Source organism: Citrobacter sp. VF227 (genome assembly GCF_052950715.1).
Genome location: NZ_JBRFVF010000734.1, coordinates 1 through 255, shown reverse-complemented (window position 1 = coordinate 255; position 255 = coordinate 1). Strand labels below are relative to the sequence as shown.

Sequence of the window (255 nt, the reverse complement as noted above, 5' to 3'; positions counted from 1 at the left end):
GGCCGGCATTTTTCTGCGTGAAGACATTTTCTCTGACGTCAGGGATCCGGCGCGCGGCTGTTATCGCGTCGCACAGTTACCCGATGCCCGGGTGACATTTGACTTCACCACCCAGACGCTGGAGATGCACATTCCCCAGAAAGGGCTGCAGAAGAAGCCCCTGACGACGGAATGGGAGTACGGGCACAGCGCCCTGCGTGTGAATTACACCGCCAACGCCAGCCACAGTCGTGCCGGCAGTTCGGTGGCCGGGGT

Annotated in this window: 1 protein-coding gene; it reads left to right on the top strand. The window is 61.2% G+C overall.

The window, feature by feature from the left end; genetic code table 11:
- Nucleotides 1–255, top strand: a 255-nt coding sequence (locus ACU8YC_RS28785) for a FimD/PapC N-terminal domain-containing protein (protein WP_446896484.1), incomplete at both ends; no start/stop codon positions are given.